The following is a 26,172-nucleotide window of genomic DNA, read 5'->3' on the forward strand; positions in this document are numbered from 1 at the left end:
TGTCCTGGTCACACCCCCGACACACCGCGGGTGGCGCACCGACGCCAGATCCTGTGTAGGGTCGAACTGATGTGTGGAGCCGCCGGGGAGGTGCGTCTCGATGGCCGGACACCGGATATTTCAGCGGTGTCGGCCATGGCAGACGCGATGGCACCCAGGGGTCCGGACGCGGCCGGTGTTTGGTCGCAAGGCCGGGTCGCACTGGGTCACCGCCGCCTGAAAATCATTGACCTGACCGAAGCGGGCGCCCAGCCCATGGTCGATCCCGAACTGGGATTGACCGTTTGCTGGAACGGCTGCATCTACAACTACCAGGAGCTGCGCCGGGAACTGTCCGGGCACGGCTACCGCTTCTTCTCGCACAGCGACACCGAGGTGTTGCTCAAGGCCTATCACCACTGGGGCGACCGGTTCGTCGAGCACCTGATGGGGATGTTCGCGTTCGCGATCGTCGAGCGGGACACCGGCCGGGTGCTGCTGGGCCGGGACCGGCTTGGCATCAAGCCGCTCTACATCACCGAGGACAACCATCGGATCCGGTTCGCCTCGTCCCTGCCCGCGCTGCTGGCCGGCGGCGGGGTCGACACCCGGATCGACCCGATCGCGCTGCACCACTACCTCACGTTCCATTCGGTGGTGCCGCCCCCGTTGACCATCCTGCAGGGCATCAAGAAGGTGCCGCCCGCTTCCGTCGTCGCAATCGAACCCGACGGCAGCAGGCACACCACGGTCTACTGGTCGCCGGACTTCAGCCGGCACGCCGACCGGGCCGACTGGTCGGAAAAGGATTGGGAGGACGCGGTACTGGAGTCACTGCGGCGCGCTGTCGAGCGACGTCTGGTGGCCGACGTGCCCGTCGGGTGCCTGCTGTCCGGCGGCGTCGACTCTTCCCTGATCGTCGGCCTGCTCGCCGAGGCCGGCCAACACGGTCTGTCCACCTTCTCGATCGGCTTCGAGTCCGTGGGCGGCGTGGCCGGTGACGAGTTCAAGTACTCCGACATCATCGCCGAGCATTTCGAAACCGATCATCACCAGATCCGGATCGACACCGCCCGCATGCTGCCCGCCCTCGACGGAGCGATCGGCGCGATGAGCGAACCGATGGTCAGCCATGACTGCGTAGCCTTCTACCTGCTCAGCCAGGAAGTAGCCAAGCACGTCAAAGTGGTGCAGTCCGGACAGGGCGCCGACGAGGTCTTCGCCGGATACCACTGGTACCCGCCGATGGCCGAACCGGGCGCGGCCAGCCTGGACGGTTCGGTGGCCAGCTACCGCGGCGCGTTCTTCGACCGGGACAGCACCGGAGTGGCCGCACTGATCAGCGACGGATACCGGGCCGACGGCGACCCAAGCGGGGTCTTCGTGACCGATCACTTCGCTGCGGCGGGTGCCGAGACCGGTGTGGACCGGGCGTTGCGGCTCGATACCACCGTGATGCTGGTCGACGATCCGGTCAAGCGCGTGGACAACATGACCATGGCGTGGGGCCTGGAAGGCCGCGTGCCGTTCCTCGACCACGAGCTCGTCGAGTTGGCCGCCACCTGCCCACCAGGCCTGAAGACCGCGTACGGCGGCAAGGGTGTGCTCAAACAGGCTGCGCGCCGGGTGATTCCGGCAGCGGTGATCGATCGACCCAAGGGATATTTCCCGGTCCCGGCGCTGACCCACCTCGAGGGGCCGTACCTGGACATGGTCCGCGATGCGCTCTATGCGCCGGAGGCCAAGGAGCGCGGCCTGTTCCGTCCCGAGGCCGTCGACCGGCTGTTGGCCGACCCGAACGGCAGGCTGACTCCTCTGCGTGGCAACGAGTTATGGCAGATCGCGCTGCTCGAGTTGTGGCTGCAGCGCCACGGTGTGACGGGAGCCGCGGCATGACCGCCACCGACCATGACGCGTCGGCCCCGGCAATGGAGCCCGACCACACCGAGGCGATCACGCTCGGCCTGCACGATGCCTCACCGCAGCACCTCGTCGACGCCATGGCCGACGATGTGGTACTCGAATTAGGCTGGGGTCGACTGATTTTCGGGCAGACGTTCGCCGACCCCGAGACTCTGGCCGAGGTGCTGCAGCGGGAAGGCCCGGGCCGCCGCGACATCTGCATCTACGCCCGCGAATCGCACGTGCTGATCGCCCGCTCCCCTGCGGAACTGTTCATCGACCCGAGCCACACCTACCGGTTGCGGTTCACCGACGAACTCACCGTCGCCCAGCCCGTCGGGTTCACCGTGCGTACCTTGCAGACGCCGAACGACGCCGACGCGATGAACCGGGTGTACGTGCGGTGCGGGATGGTCCCCGCACCCGTCGACGTCATCTGGCACAACCACACCCTCACCCCTGCCGTGGTCTATCTGGTCGCGGTGCGCGACGACGACGGCACTGTAGTGGGCACCGTCACCGGCGTCGACCACAAGCGGTTGTTCGCCGACCCCGAGGACGGGTCGAGCCTGTGGAGCCTGGCTGTGGATCCGGCGGCCGGACTCCCCGGCGTCGGCGATGCGCTCACCAGGACCCTGGCCGGGATCTTCCGCGAACGGGGCCGGGCCTACCTGGATCTCTCTGTGGCCCACGACAACTCCGCCGCGATCGCGCTCTACGAGAAACTGGGCTTCCACCGGGTCCCGGTGCTGGCCGTCAAGCGTAAGAACGCGATCAACGAGCCGTTGTTCACCCATCCTCCGGAGACCGTCGACGATCTGAATCCCTATGCCCGCATCATCGCCGACGAAGCCATGCGTCGGGGCATCCGCGTCGAGGTGCTCGATGCGGGCGCCGGAGAGATGCGGCTGTCGCACGGCGGTCGCAGCGTCATCACCCGGGAGTCGCTCTCGGAGTTCACTTCTGCGGTGGCCATGGCCCGATGCGACGACAAGCGCCAGACCCGACGCATCGTCTCAGACGCCGGTATCACGGTGCCGAAGGGCCGCCTGGCCACTTTCGACGCCGAAGATCACGAGTTCCTGGCCGAGGTCGGCGATGTGGTGGTCAAACCCACCCGCGGCGAGCAGGGCAAGGGGATCACCGTCGGGGTCGATGGCGGCGACGAGCTGGACGCGGCGCTGCACCGGGCCCGCGAGCAATATCCGGAGGTGCTGATCGAGCAGCGCGCCGCCGGCGACGATCTTCGGCTGGTCGTGATCGACGGCAAGGTGGTGGCCGCCGCGATTCGCAGGCCCGCCGAGATCGTCGGCACCGGCAAGCACACCATCGGCGAGCTGATCGAGACGCAGTCGCGGCGCCGCGCGGCCGCCACCGGCGGAGAATCGCGCATCCCGATCGACGACGTCACCAAGGGCACGGTCGCCGAGGCCGGATGGTCGTTCGACGATGTGCTGCCCGAGGGCGAGCGGCTGCGGGTGCGACGGACGGCGAACCTGCATCAGGGCGGGACGATTCACGACGTCACCGCAGAGGTGAACCCGGAACTGTGCCGGGTCGCAGTGGCAGCTGCCGAGGCGCTCGGCATACCGGTGACGGGAATCGACCTGCTGGTGCCCGATGTGACGGGCCGTGAGTACGTCTTCATCGAAGCCAACGAACGCCCAGGCCTGGCCAATCATGAGCCGCAGCCCACGGCCGCGGCGTTTGTGGATTTCCTGTTCCCGCAGCAGCCGGGGTTGCCGCAAGCCTGGAAGCCTTCGGAGGCGGCTGACTGAGCGCCCGCGCGAAGCCAGGCCGCCGACCCGACAACACAGTTGCGGCTGACTGAGCGCCCGCGCGAAGCCAGGCCGCCGGATTTGCCCTTACGTCGTCACTCCAGCGTGACACTCGGCGGCCAAAGCCACTACAGCGTGACAAACCACGAGCACGCCGCAGCCCAACACCGCCGGCCGTCACTCCAGCGTGACACTCGAGGTCGACCGCCACTCCAGCGTGACAATCAAGAGCACGCCGCGACCCGTCACCAACTGCTGGTGCGCAGCACGATCTCGGCCGCCAGTTGCGCGGTCGAATCACCGGCACTGCGCCGGCCCGGCATCTCCACCAAGCGGAAGTCACCGTAGACGTAGCGCTGGCTGGCCTTGGCCACTGCGCGGGCAGCAGGGGTGCTGACCAGCACGGTGGTATTCATCTCCACCGGGGGGCATTCGTCGTCGCGGATCACACCGGTGGCGTCGGCGACACGTGGGTGGCCGCGGTCCACGACCACCAGGCCGATGAACTTGTCCAGCCGGGTGGCGGCCAGCTCCCAGGCGAGTTCTCCCCCGAGTCGGTCGCCCACCAGCAACGCCCATTTGATGTTGAGCGAATCGAGAATGCCGACCACGGACTTGGCGGTCAAGCGTGGATCGGGACCGATGATCACCGTGCGCAGTGACGCGGTGTGCAACCGTCGGCAGATCGGCTCATAAGCGGCTGGACCGTGATGGCCCGCGCTCAGCACCACTACGGTGGAACCCTGCTCAGGTCCCGAGACGTCGACGGGCGTGGTGAATCCGTCGATCGTCGCGACGGTGGTAAGCATTCGGACAAACTACCGTCCAGTAGCGACGTGCGGGCCGGAATCAATATTGTCCTGACGTCGGCGTCAGCGTGCATCCAGGCGGTGGGCCTGGATACCGAAAACGTCCAGAAATGTCTGCGGCAATGCACCTTTGGCGACGATAGAAGGATTCTGGGCCGGGAACGCGATGCCGAGAACCGCCCAGTTGCCGACGTTCTCGAAGGCGAAGAAGATGCTCTGTTCCCCACCGCCCAGCCGCATGGTCTGTTGATAGGCCAACGCCGACGCACGCGGCGCAGCGACCTTGGTGGTGGTCATCGGGATGCCCTTGTCCGCCGGATCGAAGTAGGTGGAGAACTGTGCGCACCGTTCTGCGGTGGCGGCCAGCCGGTCGAGCGGCAGCGGCGAGGTCATCACCGTCAGCACCATGCGCGCGCCGTCGTAGGCGGCGATGATCTGCGCGGCACTGCCCGGGCCCCGCTCGGCGGTTTCGGCGATCACCCGGGTCAGGCCGTCACTGCATCCGGCCGGGTTGGACAGCATCGGTGGCGGTCCACCGGATCCGCCAGGACCGCCGCCGTCGTCGATCACGCGATCGAACTGCACACCGGGCGGGAAGTCGGCGGGCGTCAGCAACACTTTCTCGAGGGTGGCTCCAGGCCAGGTGGCAGATCCGGCGACCACGGTCGAGCAACCGGACACCGTCATCACGGCGACCAGCCCCACCAAAGCTGCCACCCACCGATGGCACCGGATCATCTGCCCAGGTTACCGAGGTACATCAGCGAGCGCAGTGCTCATGGTGGGCCGCGGCGGCGGCCCCTGCGACACCAGGTCCATCACGGCATCGACGTCGAGATGTGCGGCCAGCAGGTCGGCCATCAGATCCAACTGGGCGTCGCGCCGACCCCGGACGTCGATGTCGTCGGCAACCACGAACCCGTCGCGACCTGCACCCGCGGCGACGTCGGTGAGCCAGGCCCGGCGCAGGTGGTCGTTGTCGAGCAGACCGTGCCAGTGGGTGCCGTACACCGAGCCGGAACGCAGCCCGATTCCCAGCCAGTCATCGGCTGCGCTGCGGGTCACCTGCCCGTGATGGATCTCGTAGCCCCACAACGGTTCTTCCCAGTGCCGCAGGGTTTTGTGGAGAGCGAATTCGATGTCGGCGTCGATCAGTCCGAGCCCCTCGACGGATTCCGAGGCCGCGGACTCGACGCCGTCGTCGATACGGCGGCACAGCATCTGGAACCCGCCGCACACCCCGAGCACGGGCCGGCCCTGGGCCGCGTGTTCGAGGACGGCCTCGGCCAGGCCGCGTTGCCGTAGCCAGGCCAGGTCGCTGACGGTGGCTTTGCTTCCGGGAATCACCACGAGGTCGACGCCGGCGAGGTCTGCGGCGTCGGCGACCCAGCGCACCGCAACACCGGGCTCGCAGGCCAGTGCCTCGATGTCGGTGGAGTTGGAGATGCGCGGCAGCCTGATCGCGGCGACAGTGAGTGTCTGCGCCCCGCGGGGCGGCTGCGGTGTGCCCACCATGCCGCCGGGCCGGACCGACACCGAATCCTCGGTGTCGAGCCAGATCCCGTCGTCGAACGGGATCACGCCGTAGGTGGGCCGCCCGGTCAGCTCCAGCAGCTGCCGCAGGCCGGGTTCGAGGAGGGCTGGGTCACCACGGAATTTGTTGACGACGAATCCCGCGATGAGCGCCTGGTCCTCAGGGGCCAGGACCGCCACGGTGCCGTGCAGGTGGGCCAGTAGACCGCCGCGGTCGATGTCGCCCACGACGATGACAGGCAGATCTGCCGCACGGGCCAGCCCCATGTTGGCGAGGTCGGTGGCACGCAGGTTGATCTCGGCCGGAGAGCCGGCCCCTTCACAGATCACCACGTCGAATTCGGATCTCAGTGAGGCCAATTCGTCGGCGACGACAGCGGCGAGCCGCTCCCGGTGGGTGAAGTAATCGCCGGCGGCCACCGTTCCGGCCACCTGGCCGCGGATCACCAACTGTGACGTGCGGTCCCCGCCAGGCTTGAGCAGGATGGGGTTGAACCTGGTGCTGGGCGCCAGCCCGGCGGCCCGGGCCTGCATGGCCTGGGCGCGGCCGATCTCGCCGCCGTCGACGGTGACCGCCGAGTTGTTGGACATGTTCTGCGCCTTGAACGGCGCCACAGACAGGCCCTTGCGCGCCAACAACCGGCACAGCCCCGCCACGACCATCGACTTGCCGGCGTCGGAGGTGGTGCCGGCGACCAGCAACGCGCCGCTCACGGTACCTGCGTCACGGCAGGGTCAGGATCTCGGCGCCGTCTTCGGTGACCACCAGGGTGTGCTCGAACTGAGCGGTCCACTTGCCGTCCTTGGTCACCACGGTCCAGTCGTCGTCCCAGATCTCGTAGTCGAGCGATCCGAGGTTGATCATCGGCTCGATGGTGAAGGTCATGCCCGGTTCCAGCACGGTCTCCACGGCCGGCTGATCGTAGTGCAGCACCACCAACCCGTTGTGGAAGGTGGTGCCGATGCCGTGCCCGGTGAAATCACGAACCACGTTGTAGCCGAATCGGTTTGCGTACGCCTCGATCACCCGGCCGACGATTGACAGCGCGCGCCCGGGCTTGACCGCCTTGATGGCGCGCATGGTCGCCTCGTGAGTGCGCTCGACGAGCAGCCGGTGTTCCTCGGAGACGTCGCCGGCCAGGAACGTGGCATTGGTGTCACCGTGCACGCCGTCGATGTAGGCGGTGACGTCGATGTTGACGATGTCACCGTCCTCGATCACGGTCGAATCCGGAATCCCGTGGCAGATCACCTCATTCAGCGAGGTGCAGCAAGACTTGGGAAATGCCTTGTAGCCCAGGGTCGATGGATAGGCACCGTGGTCGATCATGTATTCGTGGGCGATGCGGTCCAACTCGTCGGTGGTGACGCCGGGCGCCACGGCCTTGCCGGCCTCGGCCAGGGCCGCCGCCGCGATCTGGCCCGCGACGCGCATCTTGTCGATCACCTCGGGGGTTTGCACCCAGGGTTCGCTGCCCTCCTGCACGGTGGACTTCCACGCATATTCCGGCCGCGGGATCGACTTCGGAACCGGCAGGGTCGGTGACTGCACGCCGGGGCGCAGGGCGGTACGAACTGGCATGTGGACAGCTTAATCGTCAGTTCAGCGACAACGCCTCCAGCGTTGTGCGGCGTCGAGCTGCCGCCCACCGAGGCGCTGCGGTAACCCTCGCGAGAGCGGCCCTCTCGTTAACCGGTAATGGTGTTACCGTACGAGGATGACTGAGGCACGGCGATGACCGAAACCGTTCATGTGCTGGAACTACTGGAGTACCGCGAGGTCGAGTCGAGCGCCGACAGGCTGGTACTCGAAATGGACAACCGGCCCGACCTCGCCAACGTCCGCGGCGCCCTGCAGGGCGGGTTGGTGGCCACTCTGATCGACATCGCGGCAGGGATGCTGGCCGGCAATGCCAGCGGGGTCGGCTACGACGTGACGACCGCCGACCTCAACATCCACTTCCTCGCGCCGATCATGGGCACGGCTCGCGCGGAGGCGAAGGTCGTACGGGCCGGGAAACGCCTCATCGTGACCTCGGTCGACGTCACCGACGTCACCCGCGGTCGGCTCGCTGCCCGCGCGACGCTGACGTTCGCGGTGCTCGAACCTCGCTGAGATCAGGACCGGCGCAGCGTCAGCTTCCAGTTGCGCCGCGGCCCACGGATATCGACCGAACCGCACACCACCTTGCCGGTCAGGATGATGTGCGGAGAACCCTCGGCCGGCGCGTCGCGACGGTGATCGTCGGCGCTGCCCACGATCACCTCGACGTCGTCGATCGAGGCGCTCGCGCCGTCGGGCAACCGGATCTCCACCGACCCGAATTTCATGTCCAGCTCGATGACCACCATCGGCCCGGCGAACCGGGCCCGGGTCAGATCCAGTTCCACCGAACCCATCCGGCGTACCAGGGCCAGCCGGGTCGGAACGGTCCATTCACCCTGGCGTTTCAGCGAGCCGAGCACACCGCGCAACTCGACGCGGTCGGTGGCGGTGGTCACGATGGCTCCGGGCCCAGGCAGATCCCCCACCAACGCATCGAGGTCCGAATGCAGACGGGCGTGCGACACCATCGCCGAGCGCTCCTCGAACTCGGCGATGTCGATCAGTCCGAGTGCCACGGCATTGTGCAGCCGCCGCAGCGTGCCATTGCGGTCCGCATCGGAGACGCGTAGGTCCACAGATTGTTCATTGATCCCTGTCATGGCAGGTTCAACGGTACCGCCGTTCAGGCCAGGTAGTCGGGGGGAAGGCTGTCGAACATGGTCTTGCACATCCGCACCGCGTACTCCGAGCTGCCGCCGCCGACGATCAGCGCCGCGAACGCCATGTCCCCGCGGTAACCGGCGAACCAGGAGTGCGAGCCACCCATGAACTCGGCCTCCCCGGTCTTGCCGCGCACGTCGCCGAGCCCGTTGAGATCCTTGGCCGTGCCGTTGGTCACCACCAACCGCATCATCGGTCGCAGTCCGTCCACCATCTTCGGGCTGATCGGGGCCCCCGCGCGGTCGACCATGGTCTGGCGACCCTCGATGAGTTGCGGCACCGGAGTCCGGCCCGCCGCCACGGTCGCGGCCGCCAGCGCCATGCCGAACGGGCTGACGAGCACCTTGCCCTGGCCGAAGCCGTCCTCGGTGCGCTCGGCCAGGTCGACTGTGGGCGGCACCGAACCGGTCAACGTGTTGATGCCGTCCACCTGGTAGTCGGTACCGATGCCGTAGCGCGCAGCGGCCTGGGTGAGACCGCGTGGAGGCATCCGGCTGGCGAGCTCACCGAAGGTGGTGTTGCACGAATTGGCGAATGCGCGTGACATCGGCACGGTGCCGAGATCGAATGCGTCGTAGTTGGTGACGGTCCGGTGCCCGATGTCGAGCGTGCCGGGGCACCCCAAAAGAGTGTTGGGCGTTGCCATGTCGCGCTCGATGGCCGCGCCCGCGGTGACCATCTTGAAGGTCGAACCGGGCGGGAACTGCCCCATGGTGGCGAGCGGTCCGACGGCGTCGGCGGCCCCGTTCTGCGCGACGGCCAGGATCTCGCCGGTGGACGGTTTGATCGCGACGATCATCGCCTGCTTGCCGGTGGTGTTGACCGCGTTCTGCGCGGCGTCCTGCACGGAGCGGTCCAGGCTGATGGTGATCGACGGTGCCGGATCACCGGCCACCTCGTTGAGCACGTCGACATCGACGCCGTTCTGATTGACCGTGACCACCCGCCAGCCCGGCTGACCGTCGAGCTGGTCGGCCACCGATCTCTTGACCTCGTTGACGATCGCCGGGGCGAAAGTTTCATCGGTGGGCAACATTTCGGGCTGGGGCGTGACGACGACGCCGGGCAGCCGGCCGATGGCGGGCGCGATCCGGTCGTTGTCGGATTGCCTCAGCGTGATCAGGCTCATCGGCTGCGCGGACGCGCTCGCCTGTTCGGCGAGTCGCTGGGGGTCTCCCAAGGCGGGGTCGAATCCCCGCAGGGCGTCGGCGACCGCGCGGGAGGTCGGCATCAGCGCGGCACCGGCCGCCCTCGCGTCGAGTGCGTAGGCATAGATGTAGCCGGGTACCAGCACATCGGTACCGCCACGCTCGTTGACCGATGCCCGTCGCGGCGCGTCGGCCCGCAGGGCAAAGGTCTGGTGCTCACCCAGCCTGGGGTGCAGTCCGGTGGCGCTCCAGCGCACCTCCCACCGACCCTCGTCCCGGATCATGTTGAGCTGCCCGTCGTAGGTCCAGGTGCGGTTCTTCGGCAGGTGCCAGGTGTAGCGGTAGGTGACGCTGCCGGTGTCCCCGGCGTACTTCGAACCCAGGATCTGCGCGTCGAGTCCGGTGGCCTGCAAACCGTTCCACGCTTCACCAAGAGCGGTCTTGGCATCGTCGGGCCGGTCGGCCAGCGCCGCCGCGGCCGCGGTGTCACCAGTGGCCAGTGCCGCGAAGAACTGTTCGGCGGCGGGCTCCGGCCCGTCGGGCCGCGGGGTGCAGGCACTGAGCGCCGTCGCCCCGAGGACCGCGATGACCGTGAACAGGCCCGCGGTCCGTGTGACTGATGATGTTTGAGTTGCCATTGAGGCTGATGTTAGAAACGTGGAGGCCGGAATCGTCGGAGGCGCACCGATACCGAACCGAGACTGTGGCGAGACCGACGAGTTGCCCGCTTCACACGTCCAGGGCACTCAACAGGATCTCGAGGCCGCGCCGGAACTCCTCATCGGGCCCGATGCCTGCGGCGACCGCCGCAGTCTCCGACAACAACGGATATTCGCCCGCCGGCAAGCCCGCCAGCGCCTGGGTACCTGGCCCGGCCAGACTTCCCAGTACCTCGATCTCGAGCGCTCCGAAGATGTAGGCGAGCAGGGCCCGGAACGCGTAGACCCGTCGCTCGCCGTCATATCCGGCGGTCGTGAGCACGCCGAGCACCGACTCACCCCAGCGCAGTGACGCCGGCGAGCGATGTCGGTGCGTGAGCATCAGCGGCGCCACGGCCGGATGCCGCGCGGTCGCCGTACGTACCCGCTCGGCGAGTTCGGCGAGTTGGTGTCGCACGGATCCCCGAGGCGATGCGAGATCGACTCCGTCGAGCACGAGGTCCACCACCATCGCTTCGAGCTCGTCCCGATCGGCCACGTACCGATACAGAGACATGGTGCCCATGCCCAACTGACGAGCGACAGCTCGCATCGACAGCCCCGCCAGCCCGTCGGTGTCGACGACCTCAAGCGCAGCTGCGGCAACCTGACGTTGGGTGAGTGAACGTGGGCGCGGCATGACGATTGACAGCGTACACCGTACTCCTATACCGTCCAATCATAGGCGTACAGTGCACGCTAACCAGGAGGACCCGTGACCACACCCGTCTCGCCCAAGGCACCAAGGACCATCGGTCGATACCAATTCCGCAGTGTCACAGGCGAACACATCCCGGTGCCCGACCCGAGCGATCTGGTCCACCTGCAGTTCAGGCGCTTCGCCGGTTGCCCGATCTGCAATCTGCATTTGCAGTCCTTCGTCGCCCGGCATGCCGAGATCCACGCCGCGGGCATCCGCGAAGTGGTCTTCTTCCACTCCCCTGCCGCCGAATTGGCCGAGCACACAGCGGATCTGCCGTTTGCGACCGTTGCCGACCCGGACAAGGACATCTACCGACAGTTCGGTGTGGAGTCCAGCGCCCGCGCCCTGCTCGATCCCCGCAGTTGGCCGGCGCTCGTCCGAGGCAGTGCCCTGACACTGCGCGGACGATTCCGCGCACCGGCCGGCAGGCAGGCCGGTGGACGGCTCGGGCTACCAGCAGATTTCCTGATCGCACCCGACGGCGTGGTGCTCGCGGCCAAATACGGCGCTCATGCCGACGATCAATGGTCGGTCGACGAGCTGCTGGCGCGGGCCGCCGCCGGACGGCGGTGACACCGGGACCCGACGCGCTCAGTCCAGCAGGATGGTGGCGAACGTACCGACCTGCTCGAATCCGATGCGCGCGTACGTCGCCCGAGCCACCGTGTTGTAGCTGTTGACGTACAAGCTTGCGATACGGCCCGAGGCCACCACGGCGGACGCCAGCGCCGCTGTCCCGGACGTACCGAGCCCATGGCCGCGCCACTCCGGATGCACCCACACCCCCTGGATCTGGCCGACCGTGGGCGACTGCGACCCGACCTCGGCCTTGAACACCACCTCGCCGCGCTCGAACCGGGCCCACGCCCGTCCCGCGGCGATCAGGCTGGCGATGCGGCGACGGTAACCACGACCGCCGTCACCCAACCGCGGGTCGACCCCGACCTCGCCGATGAACATGTCGATGGCCGCCACCAGGTAGGTGTCGAGTTCCTCCATTCGCACCGGGCGGACCGCCGGATCGATCGCGCAAAGCGGCATCGAGCTCAACGCCATCAGCGGCTGCTGCTCGCGGACGTCACGGGCGGAACCCCATACCGATTCCAGCCGGCGCCACATCGGCATCACCAGCTCGGCGCGGCCCACCACCGAGGAGCAGCGCCGCGCGGTGCTCATCGCCTTGTCCGAGAACGCCTTGAGATCCTCGGCGTCACCGCGTAGCGGGATCAGATTGGGCCCGGCGTAACACAACGACTCGGTGACGCCGCGGCGCGTCCACAGCTCCCCGCCGATCGCGCCGTGCTCGACGCCGAACTCGGCGACACGCGCGGCCACCATGCACGACCCCACCGGATCCTCGTCGAACACCTGCAGGCAAGGGGTGGCGTCGCGCACCACGGAAACTCGTCGCTCGTCGACGAGTCGGAACAGCGGCGGAGCCGACATTGGCGATTCCCTCTGCTCAAGCCAAGGCTGGGTGACCCCGCTCACAGGGTCGCTATCAGCTTACGGTCACCACTGGCGAACCGCTGGCATCATCTGAACCCGCGGATTCCGCCAGCCGCATCGCCTCTTCGATAAGTGTCTCGACGATCTGTGCCTCGGGCACGGTCTTGATGACCTCACCCTTGACGAAGATCTGGCCCTTGCCGTTACCGGAGGCAACGCCCAGATCGGCCTCGCGGGCCTCACCCGGACCGTTGACCACACAGCCCATCACCGCGACCCGCAACGGGACATCGAGGCCGTCCAGGCCCGCGCTCACCGCGTTGGCCAGCGTGTACACGTCGACCTGGGCGCGCCCGCAGGACGGGCAGGACACGATCTCCAGGCCACGCGGTCGCAGGTTGAGCGACTCCAGGATCTGATTGCCGACCTTGACCTCTTCGGCGGGCGGCGCAGAAAGGGACACCCGGATGGTGTCGCCGATGCCCTCCGACAGCAGCGCGCCGAACGCCACCGCGGACTTGATCGTGCCCTGGAACGCCGGGCCGGCCTCGGTGACACCGAGGTGCAGCGGGTAGTCGCACTGGGCGGCAAGTTGGCGGTACGCCTCGACCATGATCACGGGGTCGTTGTGCTTGACGCTGATCTTGATGTCGCCATAGCCGTGCTCCTCGAACAGCGACGCCTCCCACAGCGCGGATTCGACCAGCGCCTCTGGGGTGGCCTTGCCGTACTTCTGCAGCAACCGTGGGTCCAGCGAGCCGGCGTTGACGCCGATCCGGATCGGGATGCCCGCTTCACCGGCGGCCTTGGCCACCTCTTTGACCCGGCCGTCGAACTCCTTGATGTTGCCGGGGTTGACGCGCACGGCGGCACAGCCGGCGTCGATCGCGGCGAAGATGTACTTGGGCTGGAAGTGGATGTCGGCGATCACCGGGATCTGGCTGTGCCGGGCGATCTCGGCGAGCGCGTCGGCGTCTTCCTGCCGGGGGCAGGCCACCCGCACGATGTCGCAACCCGACGCGGTCAGCTCGGCGATCTGCTGCAGCGTCGAATTGACGTCGTGCGTCTTGGTGGTGCACATGGACTGCACGGCGATCGGGTGCTCGCTGCCGATGCCGACACCACCCACGTCGAGCTGACGGGTTTTGCGGCGCGGCGCCAGGGTCGGTGCCGGGGGTGCGGGCATTCCCAAACCGATGGACGTCATGAGATGAGATCTCCTAGTCGAAGATGCTGAGCGGGTTGACCAGGTCGGCGGTCACGGTCAACAGCATGTAGCTGACCACCACCAGCAACACCACGTAGGTGGCGGGCATGAGTTTGAGGTAGTTGACCGGGGCTGCGGCGACTTTGCCGCGGGCGGCACGGAACATATTGCGGATCTTCTCGTACGTCGCGACCGCGATGTGGCCGCCGTCGAACGGTAGCAGCGGCACCAGATTGACGGCCCCGAGCACAAAGTTCAACTGCGCCAGGAAGAACCAGAACGCCACCCACAGCCCGGCCTCGACCGTCTCGCCGCCGATGATGCTCGCGCCGACGACACTGATCGGGGTTTCCTTGTCGCGCTCGCCGCCGCCGATCGCGTCCACCAGCGCACCGATTTTGGTCGGGATCTTGGCCAGCGACTTACCGAGCTCGACCGCGAGGTCGCCGGTGAACGAGAACGTGGCGGGCACCGCGGTGATCGCGTTGTACTGCGTCGGCGGCTCACCCCGGGCCTCGCTGACGCCGATGGCGCCGACGGTGGTGGCCTCCTTGGCCTCCGTGCTGGTGAACCGCTTGGTCTGGGTCACGTCGACGACGGTCGTGATGGTCTGACCGTCGCGCTTGAGTTCGATCGACACCGGGCCGTTGAGCTTGCGAATCTCGGTGGCCATCTGCTTGAAGTCCGAGACGGGAGTGTCGCCGACCTTGACGATCTCGTCGCCGGCCTGGATACCGGCCAACGCGGCGGGACCGGGCCCGGTGCACTCACCCATCTTGTCGAGGCTCAGTTGTGCTGCCACACAACCGGTTTCGCCGACCTTCGCAGTAGTGGGCTGATTGATGTTGGGCAGGCCCCACATGATCGCGACCGCATAGAGGAGCACGAACCCGATGATGAAGTTCATCGCGGGCCCGGCGAACAACACCGCGACGCGCTTCCACACCTTCTGCTTGTACATCGCATACGGCCGGTCTTCGGGTGCGATCTCGTCGACCGACGTCATACCGGCGATGTCGCAGAACCCACCCAGCGGGATGGCCTTGATGCCGTACTCGGTCTCCCCCAGCCGGTTGGGCCGCCGCGTCGACCACAGCGTCGGGCCGAAGCCCACGAAGTAGCGTCGCACCTTCATGCCGGTGGCGCGCGCCACCCACATGTGCCCGCATTCGTGCAGGGCCACCGATACCAGGATGGCCAGCGCGAACAGCGCGATGCCGATAACGAACATCATTTGGTGACGAGCCCTTTTCTGACGGATTTCTGCTCGACGGTGCGCCGTGCCAGATCCCTGGCCCACCGCTGCGCGTCGAGTACTTCTTCCACGGTAGCGGGTTCGGCAGCCCACTGGTCGGCAGCGTGCAACACGTCACCGACGGTGTCGACGATCGCCGGGAACGAGATCCGATCGGAAAGGAACGCTTCTGCCGCTTCTTCGTTGGCCGCGTTGTAGACCGCGGTCAGGCAGCCGCCACGCGTTCCGGCCTGCCGGGCCAGATTCACGGCGGGGAACACCTCGTTGTCCAGCGGCAGGAATTCCCAGGTCGAGGCAGTGGTGAAGTCACAGGCCAGGGCCGCGCCGGCAACCCGTTCGGGCCAGCCCAGGGCCAGCGCGATCGGCAGTTTCATGTCCGGCGGGCTGGCCTGGGCCAGTGTCGAGCCGTCGGTGAAGGTGGCCATCGAGTGCACGATCGACTGCGGATGCACCACGACCTCGATGCGCTCGTAGTCGATGCCGAACAGGAGATGGGTTTCGATCAACTCCAGGCCCTTGTTGATCAGAGTCGCCGAGTTCAGCGTGTTCATCGGGCCCATGGACCAGGTCGGATGCTTGCCGGCCTGCTCCGGGGTGACCGATTCCAGGTCAGCGGCCGACCATCCGAGGAACGGACCGCCCGACGCGGTGAGCACGATCTTGGCGACCTCGTCGGCGGTGCCGCCCCGCAAGCACTGGGCCATCGCGGAGTGTTCGGAGTCCACCGGGACGATCTGCCCCGGTGCGGCCGCCTTGAGCACCAGGGGGCCACCCGCGACCAGTGACTCCTTGTTGGCCAGGGCCAGCCGCGCACCGGTGGCCAGGGCGGCCAGCGTCGGCGCCAGCCCCAACGCCCCCACCAGCGCGTTGAGCACCACATCGGCTTCGGTGTTCTCGACCAGGCGGGTTGCCGCGTCAGGACCGGCATAGGTCACGTCGCCGACCTTCTCCGCGGCGGCCGCGTCGGCCACCGCGATGTTGGTGACGCCGGTCGCGGCGCGCTGGGCGGCGAGCAGGTCGGGGTTACCCCCACCGGCAGCCAGGCCGACGACCTCGAACCGGTCGGGATTGGCTGCGATGACGTCGAGCGCCTGCGTGCCGATGGATCCGGTGCTTCCGAGGATCAGCACGCGCTGCCGCGCCGGGGAATCGCTCACCAACCCATTGTGCCGCGCTGTGATGGGCGTTCCCTAATGCGCCGGCCAAAATTCGCTTGCGACCGCGCTTACCGTCAAGAGGCCCGTCGAACCTCTCCAGAAAATGAGCATGTCCGCCTTCTCAAGCCCGCTGTTCGCACCGGCCGTCGCCGCGTACTGGCAAACCTGCTTCGCCGGTGACGTGTTGTACCGCGACACGGACTTCACCGTCGTGACCAGGCCGGACCTCGACGTCGACTCCCCCGTCATGGTGCTCAAGACCGCCGACGGCCGGGTCAGCGCAGCCCTGACCCCCGATCTTGCCGACCGGGCGCGACTGGGTGGGCGGGCCAACCTGTCGGAAGCGGAGTTCCGCCGGGCCCTCACGGCCGCCGGCATCACCCTGAACGGCGCGGACTACGTGTTCTACTTCGGATCGGGGACACGCGAGTCGTTGACCGATGACTGCCCGGACGTGCGCCGGTTGACCGACCTCGACAGTGCGATTTTCGCGGAATTCGAGTCGGGCGCCTCGGCAGCTGACCTGGCCGGCGCGTACGTGGAGCTCGACCACTGGGCGGTGTTCGGGGCGTTCGAGCAACCTCGGCTGGTGTGTGCGGCCAGCGCGTATCCGTGGGACGACGCGCCGCTCGCCGACCTCGGTGTACTGACCCTGTCGCCCTTCCGCGGAAACGGTCACGCGCGCACCGTGGTTCGCGCTCTGAGCCGCTATGTCTACGAGCAGGGCTACGAACCGCAGTACCGCTGTCAGCTCGACAACTACGCGTCCGTGGCGCTCGCCAAGTCGCTGGGTTTGCAGCCGTTCGGCGAGTGGGAGGTCATAGCCGAGGACGGTCCGGTCGGGATCGAACCGACTCAGGGCTGACTCGCCTGCCGAGCCGACGGGTCGGCCGTGGCCTCGATCTTGAGCACCAGCCCGTCGCGGATGGTCAGCACCACGACCGCGAACAGCCGGTGCCGGTCGTAGGCCAGCAGCACCGGTTCGGCCGCGCACACCACCGTCGCCCCCGGCCCGAGGTAGCGGAGCAGGTTTGTCGCGACGTCATGGCGGCCGTGGTTGACCTGACGCAGGGCGGGGTCGGTGAGCACCGTGCCGACACCCCAGACGCTCGGGTCGAGCACCGAGGCCAGCGCCGCCACGTCGCCGTTGGCACACGCGGTGATGAACGCATCGGTGACCTGTCGGTGCTCGTCGGCGCTGACCTGATCCAGCGTCGGCGCGGCGCCGGTCACCTTCGTCCGGGCCCGACGCGCCAGCTGTCGGCACGTTCCGACCGGGCGGCCCACCGTGTCGGCGATGTCGTCGAACGGGACCCGGAAGATGTCGTGCAGTACGAATGCGACGCGCTCGCCGGGACTGAGCCGGGTCAGCACCGCCAGCAGCGCCGAGCCGACCTGGTCGTCGAGAGTGACGCGGTCTGCCGGGTCGGAGCCGACAGCCGCGGTCGTGGCCAGTGCCGCCGAGCCGTCGGGGCGTTCGAGCCGCGCCCGGGCCGATCGCAGGAGGTCCAGGGACAGCCGGCCCGCCACCACTGTCAACCAGGCGCGGACATCATCGAGATGCTCCTGGTCGGCGCCGGCCAGCCGCAGAAACGCTTCCTGCGCGACGTCCTCGGCGTCACCGATGTCGCCCAGCATGCGGTAGGCGAGGTTGACCAGATAGGGGTGGTGGTCACGCCACGCCGCCTCGAGACCGGCAGATCCGTTCATGTGTCTACGACGAATCCGCGGCCCGAAAAGTTACTCGTGGCCTTGATTCGTGGCCGCTGTAACTTTCTGGACGGCCGCCCCGTCCTTGATCGCATGAACACAATTCTCGTCACGGGCGCAACCGGCAACGTCGGCCGCCCGCTTGTCACCGAACTCGTCCGTGCCGGCGCCCGTGTGCGCGCCGTCACCCGCAATCCTGACGCCGCCGGGTTCCCGTCCGGTGTCGAGGCGGTGCGATCGGCCGCCGAAGGCATGGTCGGCGCCTCGGCGGTCTTCCTCAATTCCCGGGCACTGGGCCCGGATCTCGCCGCGACAGTCGAATTGGCCCGTACCGCCGGGGCGCAACGCCTGGTCGCGTTGTCTGCAATCAACGCCGATGACGACGACACCCGGCAACCGTCCCGGGTCCGCGGGGATCGCAACCGTGAAGTCGAGCAGCTGGTCGTGGCCTCCGGCCTGGAGTGGGTCAGCCTGCGCCCCACGGTGTTCGCGTCCAATTTCGCCGGCATGTGGTCGGCTCAGATCCGGGCCGGCGAGGTGGTGAGCGGACCGTACGCCGCCGCGTCCACCGCGGTGATCGTCGATGCCGACATATCCGCCGTCGCCGCTGTCGCTCTGATGACCGACGACCTTGTGGGACAGCGCGTCCCGTTGACCGGACCACAGGCACTCACCAACACCGAACTGGTGGCAACGATCGGCCGCGTGCTGGACCGGCCGCTGCGCTATCACGAGGTGCCCACCGAGGTGGTACGGCAGCGGTTCGTCGATCTGGGCTTTCCGGCCGCATTCGCCGATGCCTACATGGGCCTGTTGGCCGACACGGTCGAAAGGCCCGCGCTGGTCACCCACGAGGTGGACAAGATTCTCGGTCGGCCGGCCACGACTTTTGCCGAGTGGGTGGCCGACCACCGCGAGCTTTTCGCCAATAGCTGAGGAGGACAAGACATGTCAGGACACGCGACCGAGCCACACCCACCGCGCTGGCTCAAGCCGATGAACAAGGTGATGATGGCGGTGCAGAGCCTCGGGATCCCGACCGGACCGGCGATGGTGCTGACCGTCCCGGGCCGCAAGACGGGTAAACCCCGCCGCACTCCGATGACACCGTTCGACCACGACGGCGAGCTCTACACGGTAGCGGGCTACCCCGGCTCGGACTGGGCGGCCAATGCGCGTGCCGCCCGTACTGGAACCCTGACCCGGGGCCGACGCTCCCGGACGGTCAGGATTGTCGAACTCACGCCGGACCAGTCACGTCCGGTGCTGCGAGCGTTCGCGGTCAAGGTTCCGGTCGGTGTCGGCTTCGCCAAGCGCAGCGGCCTGGTGGTCGAGGGCACAGCCGACGAGTTCGAGGCACTGGCAGGACGTTTGACGGTGTTTCGGTTCGATCCGACCTAACGCGCCCCGGACAACCCGCCTAAGAGGAGTGGCCCGCGGACACCGGACCGACGGCACGGCGGATCGAGATGTCTCCGGATCCGGTGCGGGCCTGGAGCCTGAATGTCTCGTCACCGTCGGCCGGCCCGTCCGAGGACTGCAACCCGTTGTCGACGGTGCCGGAGTGGGTCTTGAGTTCGAGCCGCGCGGCGGTGCCCTCCGGAATGCCGACTTCGACCTCGCCGCTGCCGGTTTGCGCGCTCAGCGCACCATTGACGGCTACGGCGACGGTGACAGAACCCGAGGCGGTTTGATGCCTGACGTGACCGTGCAGAGTTCCGACGGCGAGGCTGCCGCTGGCCGCCTGGAACTTCACATCGCCATCCACGCGAGCGATCTGCGCGTCGCCGGACGCGGTGGCGATCCGCGCGTTGCCCGTCAGGTCGCCGATGGTGATATCACCGGAGGCGCTGTCCGCCTTGAGGTTTCCCGCGACACTGGCCACGCGCATCGGGCCGCTCGCCGTGGCGAGACGGCAGTCCGAGTACCCACCCTCGGCGTCGATGTCGGCCGACGCGGAGGACAGATTCAGTCGGGAGCCGGTCGGCAGGGCGATGTCGACGCGGACCGCTCCCCCACGTCCCATCGACAGGACCTTCCTGCCTGCGGTCACCACGAGAGTGCCGTCGTGAAAATCGATCCGGGCCTGTTCGGCCGCGCGCACGTCGGAGGTGCGTTCGGGATCTCGCGGTTTGATGTCGACGACGGTGTCCTCGCGGCCGGTGGCTGCCAGGCGCACCGTGCCGGCAACGACTTCGACGACGGCCGTGATGGGTTCGGCGGTGTGGAACTTGGGCATCGGTTTCTCCTGTCGATCGGTCAGCGGACCCAGCCGCTGAAGGTCTTGTCGGTGCCGCGACTCGCTCGCCCGGTCCGACCGACGGCCGCCGCGGCCGAACGTACGAGCCAGGCATTCACGGACACACCGTCCCGCCGGGCGGCGGCCTCCACCCCGGCCCGCAGGCTCTCCGGGACTCGTAGCGACACGCGCCAGGTGCCGCCGTCACCGTCGTCGGGGACGTCCATGACGGGAGGTGCGGAAACGTCGGCCTCCGCGGGCTGGACCGTGAACTCGGGGTCACGCCCGTTGAGCCGGACATGGACGGATCCGGGGGCGAATTCGCGGGTGATCTGCTCGGCAGCCTCGGACAGCGCCTCCAGCAGAGCCAGGCGCAGCGCCGATTCCAGTGGCGCGGTCAGTCGGTGGGCCAATGCCTCGGCCTCTGGCCCTCCCGCCGCGGCGGCCACGCCGAGTTCGTGCCGGACGGTGTCGACATACGGCTGCAAATCCATGGCGTCATGGTGACATCATTTTGACATCACCACAAGCGTCATGTTGATGCATGCCGCTGCGGCGCGCACCGAAGGGCCACCTGGACGCGACCGTATGCTCAGGCGGATGAACTCTGCCGAGGACGCCCGGACGGTCCCCGTCACTGCTCGGACCGAGTACCTGACCAGCCGGCACCGTGCGTCGGCCGTCGCATCGGGCGCCGCCCTGTTGGCGGGGATGGTCACGCTGGTCGCGCTCAGCTACGCCGAGGTGTCCGGACTTGTCACCGCCGCCGTCGTGGCCATGTTCATCGCCGCCGGACTGGCCGCTGTGGCCTACGGGCGGCTGGAGAAGCCGGGCGCGGTGCTGATCACGGTCGATGACGACACCGTCTCTCTCGGCCATGAGTTCCACGGCATCGTCAGCTACCCGCTGTCATCACTGATCGCGGTGAGTCGAGCGGGACCAGCTGCTGACACCACGACCGACGGTCGGCTCTTGACCGTGCGGGGGCAGCAGTACCTGACGCTGGCCTTCACCGCCGACGCCGGCAGCGAGGAATGGCGAGTGGCCGTCGTCGGCTCCGACCCCGCGGCCGTCGAGATCCTGCGCCGGTTGGAATCGAGATTGCCCGATTCCGAATCCGGTATCGAAGCGCCGGTTTCGAGTTCGCGGATCGCCGACGCCGGGACCGACGACGCGGCGCGGCGGTTGTGGGAGGAGGCCGCCCGGCGCCACAGCGACATCCTCGGCGCCTACGGCGCCTACGAACTCGACCCGGCGATGTTGTTGCGCTACCCCGCGATCACCGACGTCACCGTCGAACCGACGCAGACGTTCCATGTCGCTCTCGACGAGGCGCAGGCATTGCGCACCGAGGACTATCCGGGCAGCCGGGGACTGGCCGATGCCTACCAACAGGCGGTGGTGGCCCTGCGCCGCGCCTGGATCGCGTGCGAATCACACGGGAAGAAGGTCGGCACGTCCTATCTGGATGCGACCGATCGCGCTGAACTGGATACCGCACTCAAGCTCTACAACCACGCCACGTCAAGCACCACCCCCGCCGAACAGGCCACCTATTACGGCCGGGTCCGCGAAATCGTCACCAAACTCGCCGACCGTGGCGCCCTGCATCCACCCAAAGTCCAACTCGCGCAACTGGAGGGTGTCACGCGGCGGGCCATCGAGGCGGCCAAACCGCAGTGACACTCAAATGGCGCCGGGCGCAAGGAATTCACCGGTGACCGAGTAGGTCCCAGTCGCCGCATCCACGCCCGCGAGCTCGATCCGGATCGCCAACCGGTGCTGGTCGATCTCCCGGTCGGTCATCCAGATCTCGACAGCCTCCCGTTCGTAGGGTTCGAGGGCGCCACGTTGCATCGCTTGTGCGCGAACGGATTCGAACGCTTCCCGGCTGATGTCGTCGAAAGCGAACGTCTGCCTCCGCGAGTGGTGCGACTCAGCGCTGACCTCGGGCAGTTCGCCCGGCACGATGACGATCTGACCGGACCGGTCACCGGTGTCGAAATCCAGCAGCACCCCGCCGCTGCTCTGGAGTTGGCTCGCGTGCGCGGTCGGCGTGGCCCGGTGGGTGCCGCGGATCTCGAAGTTCGTCAGCACCCGGTCGGAGGCTGTAATCCCGGCCTGTGCCAACGCTTCTCGCGCCTTGTCGAACGACACCGCGAAATCCGCCGGATCGAAGATCTCGCCCACTGTGCCGTCCGGGAGGCCGTTGACGGTCTTGCCACCGAAGGAGCCGGTCAGCATCACCGGAGCGCCGGGCGCCGACCGTTTGATCTCCAGGTCACCCCGCTGCCCCGCCGAGCTCGCACGTTGGGCCATCTTGTCGGCGATCGCGTCCAGATCGGTCGACGCGATCTCGGCAGCCGTGAAAGTGCTGTCCTTGCGGAGCACCCGCTGTGACGGCGTGATGAACGCGTCGCCGCCGTTGTTGATGTAGACGATCGTCGCGTCACCGTTGGTCGGGTCGAGCACCGTGCCATAGTCCGACCCGCTGGCAGTGAGACGCAGATCGAGCAGATTGTTGGACGCCGCCGGACCGAACTGTTCGGCGATCGCGCGGATCATGCCGTCACGACGGGCGTTGAAGTTCATGCTCTTCGACTTGGTTTCGGTATCGGCCCGTGGCACAGGCGACGCCGGCCGACCGAACGAGATATGCCAGGCCTCGCCAACCCCGAACAGCACGGCGAACGTCACCAGCACGGTCACCACCGGATAGATCACGTCGCGCGCGCCGCGGTGATCGCCGAAGCCCGGCGGACGGGAAACGTCGCGCGCGGGCAGTCGATCTGGCGGCAGCGTCGTGAGCGGATTTTCCGTCAGGGAGCGAAAGTTGCCACGTGACATCGACGCGATCCACCGCGCCTGATACACGGTGTCGTGCGGTGGGCTGATCGTCGCGCTCACCAGTGTCGGCTGCAGATCGTCGTCGGTGAGACTGCTGCGGGCGAGTGCGTCGACACGGACCGGCACCGCTTGCGGATGCGTCAGGTCCCCGAACACCTCAAGGTCGGATGCCCGCGAGAGCCGGGGTGCAATCGCAAGACCCGCGACGATGAGCGGAATTGAGACCAACACCGCCACCCACCAGGCGTTATAAGCGCCGAGCCCGATCCCGACGGCGATGAGGACACCGGCAGCGCCGGCTTGGCCGACGCGCATCAGCGTGCGCTTCATGACCCTCCCTGTCCACACCGGTTTAGCGCGATCATAGTGGCGCCGACCGGGTAGCCCCGGTCAGCAGATCTTCGCGATGACCGTTTCCGCGAACTGCTCGATGGGACCCCGGAATCGGTCGACGCCGGTGGCGCCGTTGGGCATTGAGAGCCAGGGCGCACACATCACCGCGGTGATGCCGAGATCCTCGGCGCGCTTGTACAGATCCGCGGACGGCGGATCCAGCAGCGCCAGGATGATGTCGAACGGCTCGTCCTGCCGCCCGTGGTCACGGCGCAGTTCGGCCAACCGGGTGGTGTAGCGGGTGGCCTGCTCCAGCGTGTAGGCGTAGCCGATCCAGCCGTCGCACGATCGGGCCGCCCGCCGCAGCGCCGCCTCTGATTCACCGCCGCACAGGATCGGCACGGGGGCGGGCGGATGCGGTTCGATCATCAGCTCGGGAACCGAGTAGTAGCGCCCGTCGTACGACACCCAGCCGCCGCGCCAGATCTCGCGCAGCGCCGGAATCATCTCGTCGAGCCGCTTGCCGCGAGTGTCGAAATCCTGGCCCATGAGCTCGAACTCCTCACGCATCCAGCCGACCCCGACCCCGAGCGCCACCCGACCACCGGAGATCACCGCGGCCGTCGCCACCTGCTTGGCGACCTCGAGCAGCGGACGCGCGGGCGCCACGTATACGGCGTTGGAGAAACGCAACCGGCGGGTCAGCGCCGCCATTGCCCCGATCAGAACCCAGGAGTCCGGCCAGGCCGTCTCCGGCGCCCACGGTGGCTTACCCGTCGACGAGTCCGGATACGGCGATGACAGCTCGCGCGGATAGATCATGTGATCCGAGCAGACCATGCCGTGATAGCCGGCCTCGTCGAGCAACGGCGCCACCGCCAGCGCGTCGGTGGTGTCCATGAATGCCGTACCGCTCCAAAACTGCATCTGCGCCCTTCCGTGTATTCCGGTGTGTTCATAGGCAGCATGGACACATGCCCACACTGCTCTGGTTCCGGCGAGACCTGCGGTGCCACGACCATCCCGCCCTGCTGGAGGCCGCACGAGAAGGCGGCGAGGTACTGGCCTGCTACGTGCTCGATCCGCGACTGGAGGCATCCGCGGGTGCACGTCGCCTGCAGTATCTGTACCGGGCCTTGCGCAACCTCACCGACAACCTCGATGGAAGACTTCTGGTGACTCGTGGCCGACCAGAACAGCGGATTCCGGCGCTCGCCCGGGCCATCGGCGCCGCCTCGGTGCACACCTCGCAGGACCACGCGCCGTTCGGCCGGCGTCGCGACGAGGCGGTCCGGGCGGCCCTCGGCGAAACCGACCTGTGTGCAACAGGATCGGGCTATCTGGTGTCGCCCGGCAGGATCACCAAATCTGATGGCGCGCCATATCAGGTCTTCACGCCGTTCTTCCGCGCCTGGCGTCGGCACGGCTGGCGCATGCCTGCGGATTCCGGGCCCGATTGCGCGCACTGGATCGACCCGGCCGATATCCCTGACGACATCTCCGCACGCGTCGAAATTCCTTCTGTCACAGGACAACTGATTTTCGAAGCAGGCGAGGACGCGGCGCGGTCGCAGTGGCGGGAATTCGTGGCGGAGGAATTGGCCGACTATCCGGCCCGGCGCGACCGCCCGGGCCTCGATGCCACCAGCCGGATGTCGGCGCACCTCAAGTTCGGCGCCATCCACCCACGCTCCATGGCCGTTGACCTCGACTCGAACGATGAGACCTACCTGCGCGAGCTGGCCTTCCGCGATTTCTATGCCGCCGTGCTGCACCACTGGCCCGACAGCGCGTGGCGAAACTGGAACCGCGACTTCGACGCGATCGAAGTGGACGACGGCGAGGCGGCCCAGCAGGCATTCGAGGCGTGGAAGGACGGCCGGACGGGCTTCCCGATCGTCGATGCCGGGATGCGCCAGCTCGCCTCGACCGGCTTCATGCACAACCGGGTGCGCATGATCGTGGCCTCGTTTCTCGTCAAGGACCTGCACCTGCCATGGCAATGGGGTGCGCGCTGGTTTCTGGACCAGTTGATCGACGGCGATCTGGCCAACAACCAGCACGGGTGGCAGTGGGCGGCCGGTTGCGGCACCGACGCCGCACCGTACTTCCGCGTTTTCAATCCGAACCTGCAGGGCGCGAAGTTCGACCCCGACGGCGACTACATCCGACGCTGGATACCGGAGTTGGCCGATGTCGCCGATGTGCACAAACTCGGCGCCGGCCGACCGCGGTCCTATCCGGAACCGCTCGTCGACCACGCCGAGGAGCGACAGGAGGCCCTGCGGAGGTACCGGCGTCTCGGTTGAACCCCCAGGGCCGGCGTACGACGCAGTGTCGTATGTCAGAATGTGCGGAAGCCAAGCCTGAAGCCAGTTCGATCCGGAGGAGCAACCGTGGCCAGCACCGAAGTGGAGCGCAACAACGGCGTCGACGTCGAGGAAGTGCCGTCCGCAGCGTGGGGCTGGTCGGATCTGAACATCAAGGTGATCCACCTCGGCGGCATCCTGTCCGCGATCTTCCTGCTGGTCATGATGCGCGGCAACCACATCGGCTGGGTCGAGAACTGGTTCCTCATCTCGTTTGCCGCGATCATCTTCCTGGCCGTGATCCGCAACATCTGGCTGCGTCGCCGCGGCTGGATCCGCTAGCCGCACA

General features: G+C 67.6%; 26 protein-coding genes. 10 read left to right on the forward strand and 16 right to left on the reverse strand.

The genetic code is table 11. From position 1 onward, the window contains the following. Positions 1 to 69 precede the first annotated feature (69 nt). Together AC4ELH_RS00410 and ngg are read left to right on the forward strand one after the other, a co-directional pair. Positions 70 to 1,875, forward strand: a complete 1,806-nt coding sequence (locus tag AC4ELH_RS00410) for an N-acetylglutaminylglutamine amidotransferase (RefSeq protein WP_463790320.1) — start codon at positions 70 to 72, stop codon at positions 1,873 to 1,875. Continuing rightward, positions 1,872 to 3,659 (forward strand): N-acetylglutaminylglutamine synthetase, encoded by a 1,788-nt coding sequence (gene ngg / locus AC4ELH_RS00415; protein ID WP_498882958.1) that lies wholly within the window; start codon positions 1,872 to 1,874, stop codon positions 3,657 to 3,659. Before AC4ELH_RS00410 ends, ngg begins: the two co-directional genes overlap by 4 nt. 245 nt (positions 3,660 to 3,904) lie before the next feature. On the opposite strand, the gene AC4ELH_RS00420 is transcribed toward ngg, so the two are convergent. The 4 genes from AC4ELH_RS00420 to map form a co-directional block, all read right to left on the reverse strand. Beyond that, complete coding sequence (locus tag AC4ELH_RS00420) at positions 3,905 to 4,468, reverse strand: alpha/beta fold hydrolase (protein WP_064886892.1); 564 nt, start codon at positions 4,466 to 4,468, stop codon at positions 3,905 to 3,907. Positions 4,469 to 4,531: 63 nt separating this feature from the next. Then, positions 4,532 to 5,206, reverse strand: a complete 675-nt coding sequence (locus AC4ELH_RS00425; protein ID WP_498882959.1) for a hypothetical protein — start codon at positions 5,204 to 5,206, stop codon at positions 4,532 to 4,534. Between the two features lie 9 nt (positions 5,207 to 5,215). After that, positions 5,216 to 6,715, reverse strand: a complete 1,500-nt coding sequence (locus AC4ELH_RS00430; protein WP_498882960.1) for a cobyric acid synthase — start codon at positions 6,713 to 6,715, stop codon at positions 5,216 to 5,218. A gap of 10 nt (positions 6,716 to 6,725) precedes the next feature. Then, positions 6,726 to 7,583 carry a type I methionyl aminopeptidase gene (map, locus tag AC4ELH_RS00435; RefSeq protein WP_064959932.1) on the reverse strand — a complete coding sequence of 286 codons (858 nt, stop codon included), beginning with the start codon at positions 7,581 to 7,583 and terminating at the stop codon, positions 6,726 to 6,728. Between the two features lie 153 nt (positions 7,584 to 7,736). On the opposite strand from map, the gene AC4ELH_RS00440 reads away from it, so the two are divergent. Beyond that, positions 7,737 to 8,117 carry a PaaI family thioesterase gene (locus tag AC4ELH_RS00440; RefSeq protein ID WP_064959931.1) on the forward strand — a complete coding sequence of 127 codons (381 nt, stop codon included), beginning with the start codon at positions 7,737 to 7,739 and terminating at the stop codon, positions 8,115 to 8,117. A gap of 2 nt (positions 8,118 to 8,119) precedes the next feature. On the opposite strand, the gene AC4ELH_RS00445 is transcribed toward AC4ELH_RS00440, so the two are convergent. From AC4ELH_RS00445 to AC4ELH_RS00455, 3 genes are all read right to left on the reverse strand, one after another. Beyond that, positions 8,120 to 8,707: a DUF1707 SHOCT-like domain-containing protein gene (locus AC4ELH_RS00445; protein ID WP_055113041.1), complete on the reverse strand. Its 588-nt coding sequence runs from the start codon at positions 8,705 to 8,707 to the stop codon at positions 8,120 to 8,122. A gap of 23 nt (positions 8,708 to 8,730) precedes the next feature. Continuing rightward, entirely contained in the window at positions 8,731 to 10,554 is a 1,824-nt protein-coding gene (locus AC4ELH_RS00450; protein ID WP_064886899.1) for a penicillin-binding transpeptidase domain-containing protein, read from the reverse strand. 91 nt (positions 10,555 to 10,645) lie between these two features. Further along, positions 10,646 to 11,254, reverse strand: coding sequence for a TetR/AcrR family transcriptional regulator (locus AC4ELH_RS00455; RefSeq protein WP_498882961.1), 609 nt, complete (start codon positions 11,252 to 11,254; stop codon positions 10,646 to 10,648). 75 nt (positions 11,255 to 11,329) lie between these two features. Between AC4ELH_RS00455 and AC4ELH_RS00460 the strand changes: the two genes are divergently transcribed. Beyond that, on the forward strand, positions 11,330 to 11,890 hold the full coding sequence (locus AC4ELH_RS00460; protein WP_448446717.1) for a peroxiredoxin-like family protein: 561 nt from the start codon (positions 11,330 to 11,332) through the stop codon (positions 11,888 to 11,890). An 18-nt stretch (positions 11,891 to 11,908) separates the two neighbouring features. Here the strand turns inward: AC4ELH_RS00460 and AC4ELH_RS00465 are convergent, their stop codons facing one another. Genes AC4ELH_RS00465 through dxr form a run of 4 tightly spaced genes read right to left on the reverse strand, consistent with a single transcriptional unit; the run spans position 11,909 to position 16,388 of the window. Beyond that, complete coding sequence (locus AC4ELH_RS00465; RefSeq protein ID WP_064886903.1) at positions 11,909 to 12,763, reverse strand: GNAT family N-acetyltransferase; 855 nt, start codon at positions 12,761 to 12,763, stop codon at positions 11,909 to 11,911. Positions 12,764 to 12,818: 55 nt separating this feature from the next. Further along, on the reverse strand, positions 12,819 to 13,973 hold the full coding sequence (ispG, locus tag AC4ELH_RS00470; RefSeq protein WP_055113031.1) for a flavodoxin-dependent (E)-4-hydroxy-3-methylbut-2-enyl-diphosphate synthase: 1,155 nt from the start codon (positions 13,971 to 13,973) through the stop codon (positions 12,819 to 12,821). Between the two features lie 13 nt (positions 13,974 to 13,986). Next, positions 13,987 to 15,207, reverse strand: a complete 1,221-nt coding sequence (locus AC4ELH_RS00475) for a M50 family metallopeptidase (protein ID WP_064959928.1) — start codon at positions 15,205 to 15,207, stop codon at positions 13,987 to 13,989. Next, positions 15,204 to 16,388, reverse strand: a complete 1,185-nt coding sequence (dxr, locus tag AC4ELH_RS00480) for a 1-deoxy-D-xylulose-5-phosphate reductoisomerase (RefSeq protein WP_110777800.1) — start codon at positions 16,386 to 16,388, stop codon at positions 15,204 to 15,206. The genes AC4ELH_RS00475 and dxr overlap by 4 nt, the downstream gene beginning before the upstream one ends. Positions 16,389 to 16,494: 106 nt before the next feature. Here dxr and AC4ELH_RS00485 point away from each other — a divergent pair, with 106 nt between their 5' ends. After that, on the forward strand, positions 16,495 to 17,250 hold the full coding sequence (locus AC4ELH_RS00485) for a GNAT family N-acetyltransferase (RefSeq protein WP_448446721.1): 756 nt from the start codon (positions 16,495 to 16,497) through the stop codon (positions 17,248 to 17,250). On the opposite strand, the gene sigI is transcribed toward AC4ELH_RS00485, so the two are convergent. Then, positions 17,241 to 18,095: an RNA polymerase sigma factor SigI gene (gene sigI, locus AC4ELH_RS00490; protein WP_064886911.1), complete on the reverse strand. Its 855-nt coding sequence runs from the start codon at positions 18,093 to 18,095 to the stop codon at positions 17,241 to 17,243. The two genes, AC4ELH_RS00485 and sigI, sit on opposite strands and share 10 nt — an antisense overlap. 93 nt (positions 18,096 to 18,188) lie before the next feature. On the opposite strand from sigI, the gene AC4ELH_RS00495 reads away from it, so the two are divergent. Both AC4ELH_RS00495 and AC4ELH_RS00500 read left to right on the forward strand, forming a co-directional pair. After that, positions 18,189 to 19,031: an NmrA family NAD(P)-binding protein gene (locus AC4ELH_RS00495; protein ID WP_498882962.1), complete on the forward strand. Its 843-nt coding sequence runs from the start codon at positions 18,189 to 18,191 to the stop codon at positions 19,029 to 19,031. Positions 19,032 to 19,043: 12 nt separating this feature from the next. Beyond that, a complete protein-coding gene (locus tag AC4ELH_RS00500; protein WP_448446725.1) occupies positions 19,044 to 19,496 on the forward strand; it encodes a nitroreductase family deazaflavin-dependent oxidoreductase in 453 nt (150 codons plus the stop codon). 19 nt (positions 19,497 to 19,515) lie between these two features. On the opposite strand, the gene AC4ELH_RS00505 is transcribed toward AC4ELH_RS00500, so the two are convergent. Next, positions 19,516 to 20,334 (reverse strand): DUF4097 family beta strand repeat-containing protein, encoded by an 819-nt coding sequence (locus AC4ELH_RS00505; RefSeq protein WP_448446727.1) that lies wholly within the window; start codon positions 20,332 to 20,334, stop codon positions 19,516 to 19,518. Positions 20,335 to 20,354: 20 nt separating this feature from the next. Next, positions 20,355 to 20,828, reverse strand: coding sequence for a histidine kinase (locus tag AC4ELH_RS00510; protein ID WP_498882963.1), 474 nt, complete (start codon positions 20,826 to 20,828; stop codon positions 20,355 to 20,357). Between the two features lie 106 nt (positions 20,829 to 20,934). Here AC4ELH_RS00510 and AC4ELH_RS00515 point away from each other — a divergent pair, with 106 nt between their 5' ends. Continuing rightward, on the forward strand, positions 20,935 to 22,017 hold the full coding sequence (locus tag AC4ELH_RS00515) for a hypothetical protein (protein ID WP_498882964.1): 1,083 nt from the start codon (positions 20,935 to 20,937) through the stop codon (positions 22,015 to 22,017). 3 nt (positions 22,018 to 22,020) lie between these two features. Here the strand turns inward: AC4ELH_RS00515 and AC4ELH_RS00520 are convergent, their stop codons facing one another. Both AC4ELH_RS00520 and AC4ELH_RS00525 read right to left on the reverse strand, forming a co-directional pair. Continuing rightward, entirely contained in the window at positions 22,021 to 23,511 is a 1,491-nt protein-coding gene (locus tag AC4ELH_RS00520; RefSeq protein ID WP_498882965.1) for a hypothetical protein, read from the reverse strand. 60 nt (positions 23,512 to 23,571) lie between these two features. Continuing rightward, positions 23,572 to 24,441 (reverse strand): TIGR03619 family F420-dependent LLM class oxidoreductase, encoded by an 870-nt coding sequence (locus tag AC4ELH_RS00525; protein ID WP_448446733.1) that lies wholly within the window; start codon positions 24,439 to 24,441, stop codon positions 23,572 to 23,574. Between the two features lie 47 nt (positions 24,442 to 24,488). Here AC4ELH_RS00525 and AC4ELH_RS00530 point away from each other — a divergent pair, with 47 nt between their 5' ends. Next, the gene (locus AC4ELH_RS00530; protein ID WP_448446735.1) at positions 24,489 to 25,823 is read left to right on the forward strand and encodes a cryptochrome/photolyase family protein; all 1,335 of its coding nucleotides are present in this window, start codon (positions 24,489 to 24,491) and stop codon (positions 25,821 to 25,823) included. Positions 25,824 to 25,910: 87 nt separating this feature from the next. Then, positions 25,911 to 26,165, forward strand: coding sequence for a DUF2631 domain-containing protein (locus AC4ELH_RS00535; RefSeq protein WP_088304089.1), 255 nt, complete (start codon positions 25,911 to 25,913; stop codon positions 26,163 to 26,165). Positions 26,166 to 26,172: the final 7 nt, after the last annotated feature.

The organism is Mycobacterium shunyiense (genome assembly GCF_058270075.1).

What these genes read in the sequence shown, in the direction of transcription:
- AC4ELH_RS00410 (WP_463790320.1), top strand. Translation starts at nt 70, where the DNA reads ATGTGTGGAGCCGCCGGGGAGGTGCGTCTCGATGGCCGGACACCGGAT.
- ngg (WP_498882958.1), top strand. Translation starts at nt 1,872, where the DNA reads ATGACCGCCACCGACCATGACGCGTCGGCCCCGGCAATGGAGCCCGAC.
- AC4ELH_RS00420 (WP_064886892.1), bottom strand. Translation starts at nt 4,468, where the DNA reads ATGCTTACCACCGTCGCGACGATCGACGGATTCACCACGCCCGTCGAC.
- AC4ELH_RS00425 (WP_498882959.1), bottom strand. Translation starts at nt 5,206, where the DNA reads ATGATCCGGTGCCATCGGTGGGTGGCAGCTTTGGTGGGGCTGGTCGCC.
- map (WP_064959932.1), bottom strand. Translation starts at nt 7,583, where the DNA reads ATGCCAGTTCGTACCGCCCTGCGCCCCGGCGTGCAGTCACCGACCCTG.
- AC4ELH_RS00440 (WP_064959931.1), top strand. Translation starts at nt 7,737, where the DNA reads ATGACCGAAACCGTTCATGTGCTGGAACTACTGGAGTACCGCGAGGTC.
- AC4ELH_RS00445 (WP_055113041.1), bottom strand. Translation starts at nt 8,707, where the DNA reads ATGACAGGGATCAATGAACAATCTGTGGACCTACGCGTCTCCGATGCG.
- AC4ELH_RS00450 (WP_064886899.1), bottom strand. Translation starts at nt 10,554, where the DNA reads ATGGCAACTCAAACATCATCAGTCACACGGACCGCGGGCCTGTTCACG.
- AC4ELH_RS00455 (WP_498882961.1), bottom strand. Translation starts at nt 11,254, where the DNA reads ATGCCGCGCCCACGTTCACTCACCCAACGTCAGGTTGCCGCAGCTGCG.
- AC4ELH_RS00465 (WP_064886903.1), bottom strand. Translation starts at nt 12,763, where the DNA reads ATGTCGGCTCCGCCGCTGTTCCGACTCGTCGACGAGCGACGAGTTTCC.
- ispG (WP_055113031.1), bottom strand. Translation starts at nt 13,973, where the DNA reads ATGACGTCCATCGGTTTGGGAATGCCCGCACCCCCGGCACCGACCCTG.
- AC4ELH_RS00475 (WP_064959928.1), bottom strand. Translation starts at nt 15,207, where the DNA reads ATGATGTTCGTTATCGGCATCGCGCTGTTCGCGCTGGCCATCCTGGTA.
- AC4ELH_RS00485 (WP_448446721.1), top strand. Translation starts at nt 16,495, where the DNA reads ATGTCCGCCTTCTCAAGCCCGCTGTTCGCACCGGCCGTCGCCGCGTAC.
- sigI (WP_064886911.1), bottom strand. Translation starts at nt 18,095, where the DNA reads ATGAACGGATCTGCCGGTCTCGAGGCGGCGTGGCGTGACCACCACCCC.
- AC4ELH_RS00495 (WP_498882962.1), top strand. Translation starts at nt 18,189, where the DNA reads ATGAACACAATTCTCGTCACGGGCGCAACCGGCAACGTCGGCCGCCCG.
- AC4ELH_RS00500 (WP_448446725.1), top strand. Translation starts at nt 19,044, where the DNA reads ATGTCAGGACACGCGACCGAGCCACACCCACCGCGCTGGCTCAAGCCG.
- AC4ELH_RS00505 (WP_448446727.1), bottom strand. Translation starts at nt 20,334, where the DNA reads ATGCCCAAGTTCCACACCGCCGAACCCATCACGGCCGTCGTCGAAGTC.
- AC4ELH_RS00510 (WP_498882963.1), bottom strand. Translation starts at nt 20,828, where the DNA reads ATGGATTTGCAGCCGTATGTCGACACCGTCCGGCACGAACTCGGCGTG.
- AC4ELH_RS00515 (WP_498882964.1), top strand. Translation starts at nt 20,935, where the DNA reads ATGAACTCTGCCGAGGACGCCCGGACGGTCCCCGTCACTGCTCGGACC.
- AC4ELH_RS00520 (WP_498882965.1), bottom strand. Translation starts at nt 23,511, where the DNA reads ATGAAGCGCACGCTGATGCGCGTCGGCCAAGCCGGCGCTGCCGGTGTC.
- AC4ELH_RS00525 (WP_448446733.1), bottom strand. Translation starts at nt 24,441, where the DNA reads ATGCAGTTTTGGAGCGGTACGGCATTCATGGACACCACCGACGCGCTG.
- AC4ELH_RS00530 (WP_448446735.1), top strand. Translation starts at nt 24,489, where the DNA reads ATGCCCACACTGCTCTGGTTCCGGCGAGACCTGCGGTGCCACGACCAT.